The organism is Pseudoalteromonas sp. 1181_04 (assembly GCF_052850545.1).
Genome location: NZ_VXCS01000046.1, coordinates 1 through 9,656 on the forward strand (window position 1 = coordinate 1; position 9,656 = coordinate 9,656).

The 9,656-nt window shown below is 37.7% G+C and carries 8 protein-coding genes; all 8 read right to left on the reverse strand.

Annotated elements, in window-relative coordinates:
• Positions 1-482: 482 nt before the first annotated feature.
• Complete coding sequence (locus FW757_RS22460) at positions 483-2,183, reverse strand: LeoA/HP0731 family dynamin-like GTPase (protein WP_446441731.1); 1,701 nt, start codon at positions 2,181-2,183, stop codon at positions 483-485.
• Positions 2,183-4,378: a hypothetical protein gene (locus tag FW757_RS22465; protein ID WP_446441732.1), complete on the reverse strand. Its 2,196-nt coding sequence runs from the start codon at positions 4,376-4,378 to the stop codon at positions 2,183-2,185. Before FW757_RS22465 ends, FW757_RS22460 begins: the two co-directional genes overlap by 1 nt.
• A gap of 34 nt (positions 4,379-4,412) precedes the next feature.
• A complete protein-coding gene (locus FW757_RS22470) occupies positions 4,413-4,640 on the reverse strand; it encodes a hypothetical protein (protein ID WP_446441733.1) in 228 nt (75 codons plus the stop codon).
• A 6-nt stretch (positions 4,641-4,646) separates the two neighbouring features.
• Positions 4,647-5,252 (reverse strand): hypothetical protein, encoded by a 606-nt coding sequence (locus tag FW757_RS22475; protein WP_446441734.1) that lies wholly within the window; start codon positions 5,250-5,252, stop codon positions 4,647-4,649.
• Between the two features lie 44 nt (positions 5,253-5,296).
• A complete protein-coding gene (locus FW757_RS22480; RefSeq protein ID WP_446441735.1) occupies positions 5,297-6,250 on the reverse strand; it encodes a 5'-nucleotidase in 954 nt (317 codons plus the stop codon).
• 23 nt (positions 6,251-6,273) lie between these two features.
• Positions 6,274-7,437 carry a restriction endonuclease subunit S gene (locus FW757_RS22485; RefSeq protein ID WP_446441736.1) on the reverse strand — a complete coding sequence of 388 codons (1,164 nt, stop codon included), beginning with the start codon at positions 7,435-7,437 and terminating at the stop codon, positions 6,274-6,276.
• Positions 7,434-9,014: a type I restriction-modification system subunit M gene (locus FW757_RS22490; protein WP_446441737.1), complete on the reverse strand. Its 1,581-nt coding sequence runs from the start codon at positions 9,012-9,014 to the stop codon at positions 7,434-7,436. The genes FW757_RS22485 and FW757_RS22490 overlap by 4 nt, the downstream gene beginning before the upstream one ends.
• A 57-nt stretch (positions 9,015-9,071) precedes the next feature.
• Positions 9,072-9,656: type I restriction-modification enzyme R subunit C-terminal domain-containing protein (locus tag FW757_RS22495; protein WP_446441738.1), on the reverse strand; the 585-nt coding region annotated here is incomplete at its 5' end.

Genomic DNA, 9,656 nt, shown 5'->3' on the forward strand with positions numbered 1-9,656 from the left:
GGTATACCTCAAGTGTTTCTGCCATTATTAATTGCCATTCATACGCTAAGCGCTGAGTTAATTCCTCTTGTGTTAGCTTTAAACTAACCAGTATAAAAAACGCAAAACGGCAATTCGCTTCACAAGCGATAATTGTTTTTTCACGGGATTTATAGCTGTTATTAATTATCTGCAATTGCCAGTTAAAATTATCGCGATCACTAATTAGCGTATTTACCCCAGCTTATTTATTAAGCGCATTTGAGGCGCTTAGGCAAAATGAGATATGATTTCCCAAATGTTTAACTCTTATTATTTCCAACGTTTACGTAGGTCGGTTAAGTGGCGAAGCCACGCCTCCCGACATTAATAGCGAATCCACACAATCTAAAAACCAATAAAAACACACCCAAGTTAGGTGTTTTCATCCAAAAGACAAAAAAAGCGATGCATATAATACATCGCTTTTGATATGCTTTTGCAATCAGCTAAATTTTTTACAATTATAACGTTTCAAATTCTTGCTTAATTTTTTCACCTGTCATACGCCATTTATGAAAGTTATCACGCTGCTCAGTACGCCCAGCTAAATTAGCTTCCAGCTCAGTAACTCCTTTTTCAAGATCAATAAACGACTGAAAAAACTTCGAAACAAATTCATCGCCATCTACTAGCTCTAAAAGTTCTTTTCGTTGATTATTAAAGTTATCCACCATTTCTTTTACAGCTTTTTGAAATTCATCTTGTTTTTTGGTCTCTTTATAGCTGTCCCATACTTCAAGGGCAATACCCGCAACTGCAAGCACACCATTCATAGCATTAGCCGCTTTTACTGCTCCCCAAGGTTTAAACTTAAGTAATTTAGATAAATCCATTCCCACTAAGCTAGCAAGGCTTTTTACTCCATCTCTTGCTGCAATTACAGAGGTATTATTAATAACATTACTTTTTACTAAAAAATCGACCCCTTGCTTACCGTAACCAAGCACAGCATCATTAAAATGATTTACCTCTTGCGTAAAGCTTGATTCCATACTTTTAACTTCTAAATTGGCAGAGCGTAGGTAGCGGTCAAACTCACTTTGTAACCGTGATGAAATAACAACCCCCCTCTCACCTACTTCTCGTTGATAAAACTGATTAAATGTGTCTAAGTCAGTACCTTGAACTTGCAAAATTAAGTCTGCAAAGTAGCTAGCTAAAAAGTCACGCAAGCCCACACGAGAATCAGAAATTAAACCTTGAGTTTTAGTTAATTTTGCTTTCATTGTATCTACAACATCAAGCATTTTATCAACCTCTTGGCCTAGCTTTTTATCGTTTTCAATGGCCAGCGGTAACTCTTCATTGAGTACATCTCTAACAATGCTATTTTTTGCCTCAACAACAATACTTTCAACGCCCCCATTACTGGCTACTTTTTCATTTGTAGCAGCTTGCAACGACTCAATGTGAGATAGCTGTTTAAACTTTTCAAGATTATCAAGCCAATACTCAGTTCCCATATCAAAAGGGTTAGCAGCAACCGCAACAACAGATAAACTATCAGCTTCATCTTGCTCAAGGTTTATTAAATCTTTTAAGCGGTTAACTACATTTTCTTTTTTTACATGTAAATTTTCATTGTATTCATTTATATCTTCAACATCGGCCACTTCATCAAAGCGGCTTAGTACAAATACTGTTCTTGGTAGTATATTTAGCGTTCTAAATAACCACTGTAAGTCTTCTTGATGACTGTCTTTAATGGGGTTAGTCGAATTCATTACATATAAAACTAAATGTGCTTCGCTCACATATTTTTTAGTAATGTCTTTGTATTTTTCTATTGCCGAGCTATCTGCATTTATTTTTTCTTTAAAACCAAAAAGCCCAGGTGTATCAATTAACTGAAGTCCATTACTAACATTGTAAACCGACACCGCATCAGACGATTCTTGTTGGCTAATATTCATTGTGGATTGATCTAAGCGCTCCATCCATGCAGCAGCGATTGATGTTTTACCTTCAGAAAAGCCACCTATTAAAGCTATTTTTAAATTATCATCAGAGAGCGATTTAATTGCCGTATCTAATTTATTAACTAATGATGGGTCAATGTTTATGCCCAGCCCTTCACCCTGAAGCAAGAAAGCATGTAACTGGTTTAATATATTAAGCGTGCTCTCTTTTTGAGTATTAAACGTTTTTAATGTTGTTTCCATTATAATTCCTTGTCTAACTGTCTAGATGTTTTATGTAGCTTTTCAATTGAAATTGAAAGTATCTTATTTATTAATGCGGTGTGTTCAATTGGAGTCTTCAAAGAAAGCTTTATGGTATCAATTTTTTCTTCAAGATCTTTAAATGCATTATCTATATTTGTATTTGCTGTGTTTTGAAGTTCTTTCGTTATATTGTTAATATTTTCATCCGCAGATTTTTTTTGCTGTGATATTTTATAACTTGAATTAAACATGCTGCGCACTGACTTATAAATAGAGAAGACCAGCCCCACAGCACCAAGCGCGATTGCAGCTATGCCAGCACCTGATATAGCAAGTACAACTCCACCTACAATTGAGCTAATTATTCCTACTACATTTACGCCATTATCTATATTTTTAGATAAATCAAAATTAATATCAAAACCCCTTGTTTCAAAAGATGAATAAGCACTAAATAACTCATTAGTATGTTTTTGAAAACGATTCACAATACCATTAACTTCTTCAGCAAACTCATTAATGTGGCTATTTATATCCTCAGGCAAGCTTTCATCAAACTGACTTTGTGCTCGACTAATCACTCTTTTAAGTTCGTATTTAAAATCATCATTGCTAATATCATCTTCAATTTCAGAATAAACAGATTTACGCACTGTTGACTTGAAGGTATTAACACTCTCACCAACTGAAGTTAATAACCTGCTTTTTAAGCTACTTAAAGCAAAGTCTAACTGCTCTGAAGCAGAGCCTATCTCTTTATTTAATTTCGTATATAAGGGTTCAAATTTTTCATCACGTAAAGCCGAAATACTGCTACTTGCTCCCTTTAAAACTTGGTTTGCTTTGTTAAAGTTGGCTTTAATGATTTTAACTTTATAGTCTTTTATTAAATCGCTAACTAAAAACTGTTTTAAGTCAGTAAACCCGCAGTAATCCAATAAATGCTGTTCGTTATTATCCTTCAAAAACTTTTCTTGACGTTTATGATCTGCTGAGCCCGCTACTAAGCAGTTTGCAGCAGCAAGGTAACCCACTAAACCACATACACTTTTAGTACCTTGGTAGTTTTCGCCCAATTGCTCCGTCATTTTAACGTCAAGCTCAGCTAAACTGGCTAGTTCACTTTCACTAACAAGCTGACTTTTTTGCAGCTGCAAAGGGTTAGTAATACGTTTATTGTAAATACTATAAACTTCGGTTTGGTCACCTAAATGTTCTTTTATTTTTTCTAACGTACCTTTGTTTTTATCATCACCTGTTTGAGGTGCAGCCGCTTTAGAAGTTACATAAAATACAGCATGCGCTTTGTGTACTGCACTCCAAATACTTTCCCCTACTTTTTCTTCTTTACCTTCAATACCTGGCACATCTAAAACAGTAAAGTGACTTTCATCTCCTTGCATTAAGTAAGATTGGCTGTCTAAAGTAAAATCAGAACGGCCATCACCAATAATAGCCCCGTCAGCATAAGGCGCTAACTTTTCTAACTCGCCTTCCATATGCTCTAGTTTCAAACATGCAGCGTCATAACGTTCGTTATTATCAGTAACTTCGTTTTCTGCTTGGGCAACATTATCCTCAAGTATTAACTTTGTACTTTCAAATTGCTTTTGTTTAGTAACTAATTGTGCATCTTCAGGAAGCTTACTAAAAAAGTGCCAAATTTGTTGAAAGATATTAAACGCTGCAAGCTTAGATTCTATTGTTTTATTAAGCGTAGTTAGTTCGTTATTAAGACAGGCAAGCTGCTCATCACTTTTGTCTTTAACACTATTCAAACTTTGCTCAAGTACAATTTTATTATCTTTAAGCTCGACTATTTCTTGGTTAATTTTTTCAAATGAAGCGCTATCGATCTTTAATGAGGTCACAAGTTCTTTAAACTTATTTTGTGAGGAAACTTTTTGAGGTTCAGCTAGTAAAATGCGCAGCGTTTCAATAATGGTCGATTTACCTGCATTTGTTTCACCATAAAACGCGACTGTAAACGTATCCCACTCTGAGTTAGCTTTTAGCTTATCTAACTCGCTCGCAATGTTAGCATCTAACTCATTAAGTAAATTGCGGCTAAATGTGGCTATTTCCTTATCTGTAGTTTCGATTTCCGATGCATCAATCGTGTTAATCAAATCCTTAATTACGCTTTGTAGTTCTACGTATATTAAACCCGGTTTTATATCTTTAAAAATCACAGAAACTCCCTATCTTATCTTTTAATATTCATCTTTAAACTAATTGGTATAAACGTAAAATGGCTATTCGCTTCACGAGCGATAATTGTTTCTCACGAGATTTATAGCTGTTATCAATTATCTGTAATTGCCAGTTAAAGTAATTTTTATCGCTAATGAGGGTGTTTACCCCAGCTTGTTTACCGAGTTCATGTGGCAAGCGAGGTAAATCAGCTTTTAGGTATTTATTAAGTGCGTTTGAGGCGCAAAGTTGTAGTTTCATAGGTTTTTACTTATTAACAAGTTCACTTAGCCAGGCTTTTTCAATAATAAAGATATCATCTGAATCTAATTTATAAGGCTTAGATTTACTTGGTTTTTGATTGCCATCTACTCTAGTTTCGTCTAATGGAATAATTGGCTTTTCGTAGGATGAATCTACCATATGCATTCCTTTTGCTGATATTTTTTTAACAACCGACCAATGCCCGCCGTGTTCATGCTCATAACCAATAATACACACCATATTTTTACCATTATCAGCTTGATTTATTTTTTCCAACACTTTCTTCCGTGTTCGAGGTGTATCTTTGTACCAGTACGGGATTGTAAATTTGAGTTTGTATAGCTCATTGGTTTTATCATCGAATAAATCATACCGATTATTAATATATTCAATAACACGGCTAAGCGTATTTTTTATAGACCCGCGCCTTGTCCCTTCAAAAAAATTTTTAAAATCACCATCTACCATGTAACTGCCAATAACTTGGGTAAATAATTCATTCTCATTTAGATCTGGCTCAAGTGTTTTAAGCGCATTCACAATGGCGTAAAAGCCACATGCGCCATCTAAGTCACCTTGTTTAACGGGTTTAACTCTCTTTATACTCATTTTCGCCTACTAAAATATAATTAAATCAACAGTTATCTAGCTCTTTATTTTGCTAATTCAGATTCACTTAAGTACGGTACTTTTCCTGATGGAACTAAGTTTGCTGCGGCTTCAAGATGTACATCTTGATCATCGAAGAAAATATGGGGTTTAAATGCTTTTAACACTTTCCCTTTTTCTAACCCGCCAAGAAAAAAAGCTTCGTCAACATAGATTCCCCACGCTCTCAGCGTCTTAATTACACGCATTTCTGACGGGCTATTTCGTGCGGTCACAATCGCTATTCTTATAGGAGAATATTCAACTCGCATGGGTAAACGTTCTTGTAGCTTAGCTAATTTTTTTAAAAGCGTGGCATAAGGCCCTTCTTCCATTGGGGTATCTTGCATAGCATCTTCCTGAGCGTGGAATGCATCCATCCCTTGCGTTTTATATACCAGCTCGCTTTTATCTGAAAACAAGACTGCATCACCATCAAACGCTAAACGTACTTGTCCATCAGGTATATCGGAGCCTGCTTTGGGTGGTTCTCTCAAAATTGCAGCTGCAGAGTTTTTTGAATCAATAACTTGTTGTGCATCGGCCACATCTGTTGTTAAAAATAAGTCAACATCAAATGCCTCTACATAATCAGCGGCAGATTCACCTGCAGTAAATGCTGAGCGAGTAATATTTAACTTATCATGACGAATACTGTTTAAAACTCTGAGCCCTGTATCGGGGCTATTTCGCGACATCACCACCACTTCAACTAAAGGTGATTTATCTTCTTTTTCCATATATTGATTTAGCCCCAAGAGTGCTTTTACCAGCGGATAACCCGTACCTTGTTTTAGAGGCTCATCTTCATGCTTTCGCATATAATCACGAAATAGCTCAATCGCTTGGTCGGGATCTTTACTTTTAGCTTCACTAAATATTTTGTCTGATTCACTCATATCAAATAAAGCAGTAGCCGATATCCCTACTACGAGTGTGTTACTTAAATCAAATGCCATATAACCTCCTTATTTTTTATAACTTAAAGTTCGCCTGCAAAGGCTTTTTGGCTTAGAGACTCAAAAATCATTTCATTAGCAAAGTTCTGCGAGGTTTCTGTCAACTTGAGAAATTTCACTTTTAGCCGAGTAAAGTCACCTAAAACTTCATCACTTGGAACAGGAATTTGGATATTCCCAACAATATTTTTATTTAAATTGGGCATTGTTGCTCCCTGCGATTCTGATTCCAGATGATTTTTAATCGCTTGGCTTGAAAGTAATTTATTTAAATATTCTGAAAATACACCCATTTTATTCGGTCTGATATACAAGCTTCCTGTTCCACACATCCATCCAGCTTCTTTTTCACTAACAATTGCACAACGTCCCATTTCACCTCTTCGGCCCATTATTATGTCACCAACCTTCAGATGATACTCAGGAAGAGACCCATGCTTTTCATCAGATACTGACAAACTTGTTTTTGGAACAATATTTCCCTTAACTATATGTGTTGGGTTTATTAAAGGTATTCCGCCTTCAATATAATCTTCTTTATGCAGTTGAGTTCCAAACGGTCCAATTTGAATTTTTGATATATCTTTTAAACTTCTAACTTCCCAACCTTTTGGGTTAGTCACTGGATCGCCGAACATGTCTAGGAATACGCTGCGTAGAAAGTCGTCGGCGAGTTTGATGGCTTGTTGGCGTTTGCGGCGGATGGCATTGGCTTTATCTAAAATTGTGGCAATGCGTTTTTGCTCGTCCAGTGGTGGTAGTGGAATTTCATGACTCCAAAAAATATTCATTGAAACACGAGGCATTTTTGCACCAGCCACTTGATCACTAATCCAATTTACAAAGCAATTTGATCGCAAGTAATAGGTTAAGTACTTCCTATCAAGCCTTTCCCCATCTGGACATAAAGGTACCAGTTCCGTAGTAGCTAATCCTTGTTCATCTGGTAAAACGACTTTATTCAAATAAGGACGTAATTTTGAATAAAGCACATGTCGTTCATCAAACCAATGTGTTGAAGAACCTGCAGATTTAGCTAAGCCATAAACTTTTTCAGTCACAAGCCCTGATTGCGACTCAACTTTATCTAAATTTAGTTGCCAAACAGGCTTTTCATCAATAATGACAGGATTTTTAATCGGTTTAGAAGGCGCAACATCACCCAACTTTACAAAAGGCCAGCTCACAGCATCCCCTCCAGCTCTTTTAAATCAGCCAGTATTTCGTTTTCTAAGCTCACTAGTTTACCTAAAATCTCTTTTGGCGGATCGTAGCTTTCTTCTTCGTACACTACTTCTTTATAGCGGTTGATTGATAGGTCGTATTTATTGCTGGCTATTTCATCTTTACTGACCCAAAACGCCTTTTGGGTTTTATCGTTAGTATCACTTGTTGCTTGTGACTTATCGCGAGCTTTAAATTCGCTGATTAGGCTTGGTAAGTCGTTGGCTTTTATTGGAGTGCGTTTGTCATCCAAGCTAAAACCATCAGCTTGTACGTCGTAAAACCATACGTGATCGGTGCTGCCACCTTTGGTAAATATGAGTATGGCGGTTGAAACACCAGCGTAGGGTTTAAACACGCCACTGGGTAGTGAAATTACGGCTTCTAGCTGGTTGTTATCTACCAGCATTTGGCGCAGTTGTACGTGCGCTTTTGATGAGCCAAATAATACGCCGTCGGGTACGATAGTAGCCGACTGCCCGCCTACTTTTAGCATGCGCTCAATAAGGGCCACAAACAGCAACTCGGTTTTTTTCGTTTTTACTTTACGTAATAACTCAGGGCATACGTCTTCTTCGTCTAGGCTGCCTTTAAATGGCGGGTTGGCGAGTATTATGTCGTACCCTTCTTTGGCCTTTTGCGGGTAGTGCTCTTTAAAGTTTTGGCTTAAGGTATCTTGATAATGAATGCCCGGTTGTTTAATGCCGTGCATTACTAAGTTCATGGCGGCTACGCGTAGCATGGTAGCGTCAAAATCAAAGCCGTTGAACATGTTTGTATCTATGTGGTTGCGCTGCTCTGGGGTTATTAAATCGCCTGAGTAGAGAAGGTTTTCAAGCGGTTTGCCGCTGTCATCAAGCTGTATATTGCCATTTACGTCAAGCACTGGCTCGCGCTCTATGCCCTCGACTGAGGTGTATTTTTGTAATAGGTATTCGTAACTTACCGACAAAAAGCCACCGGTGCCGGTTGATGGGTCACAAATTTGGCTGGTGGTGCTTGGGTCCATCATTTCGACCATGGCGCGTATAATGTGGCGCGGCGTTCTAAACTGGCCGTTAATGCCTGCGGTGGTGAGTTTACTAAGCAAATATTCGTATAAATCGCCTTTGGTGTCTGAGTTTTCAAGGGGTAAGTCGTTTACCATTTCAACGGCTTTTACCAATAAGCTTTGCTTTTGGATCATCAATTGCGTGTCTTTCATAAACTCGTTAAATACCGCGCCTTCTGGCGATACGTCGTCTGAGGTTTTTGAAAAGAACGGAAACAGCTCATCTTTAACCAGTTTGTATAACTCTTCAGCCCCTAAATGACGCAGGTTTTGCCAACGAATATGTTGCTCGGCGTCGGTAAAGCGGCGGTTAAACGGCTTTTTGGTTCTCGCGAAACGTTTTTCGTCGGCTTGCTCGTTCATGTCGAGCATACGGGCGTACATTAAAAAAGTAATTTGCTCTACTACGGTAAGCGGGTTAGTTATTCCGCCTGTCCAAAATTCTTCCCATAGTTTATCGATTTTACTTTTTAAAGGTCCGGTTATCATTAATGTGTATCCTAGTTAGTGCTGTTTAATCGCGAAGTAAATTACGCGCTTATAAAATTAAAGGTGTATTTGCTTTTCGACGCTTTGGGCTTTGTTGCCTAGTTTTACGTCAAACTGCTTAATAAATTGCTCGATTACGTCGGCTTGTTGCTGGCTAAATACGCCATCAAGCCCCATGTCGTGTATTTGTGTAAACGGTGCATCGTAAAGCTGGGCTATTTCAATAGAGCCGTGGCGAATTAGGTGGTTTTTTAACATACCAATAAAGCGCTGTTGTTTGGCATTTACATGGGTGTGTATTTGCTGCACAAAGGTAGTAAAGCTCTGCTCTATGGCGTTTTTGTCCATACCGACTATGGTACGCAATATTTTATCGAGCGTCGCGGTTGATTCGGGAAAAAACTCTTTTAAGGTATTTAAATCAACACTTGGGTTTTGCGTATGCACTAACGAACTTAATTGTGCTAAGTCGGCCTCGGTTACTTGTTCGCCATTGCGGATTTTTTTAAGTACGCTGTCGGTTTCAAATAATGGGGTGAGTGTTTTTTCAACCTCTTGGCGATATATTTGATAATCAATAGAGACTATTTTTGTCAGCCTGTCGGCTTCGTGTATTTGGTTGGTGTCTTCGGTTATATCAAG

Excerpts from the sequence above, each read along its gene's own strand:
- FW757_RS22470 (WP_446441733.1), bottom strand. The coding sequence starts at position 4,640 with ATGAAACTACAACTTTGCGCCTCAAACGCACTTAATAAATACCTAAAA.
- FW757_RS22475 (WP_446441734.1), bottom strand. The coding sequence starts at position 5,252 with ATGAGTATAAAGAGAGTTAAACCCGTTAAACAAGGTGACTTAGATGGC.
- FW757_RS22490 (WP_446441737.1), bottom strand. The coding sequence starts at position 9,014 with ATGATAACCGGACCTTTAAAAAGTAAAATCGATAAACTATGGGAAGAA.
- FW757_RS22460 (WP_446441731.1), bottom strand. The coding sequence starts at position 2,183 with ATGGAAACAACATTAAAAACGTTTAATACTCAAAAAGAGAGCACGCTT.
- FW757_RS22480 (WP_446441735.1), bottom strand. The coding sequence starts at position 6,250 with ATGGCATTTGATTTAAGTAACACACTCGTAGTAGGGATATCGGCTACT.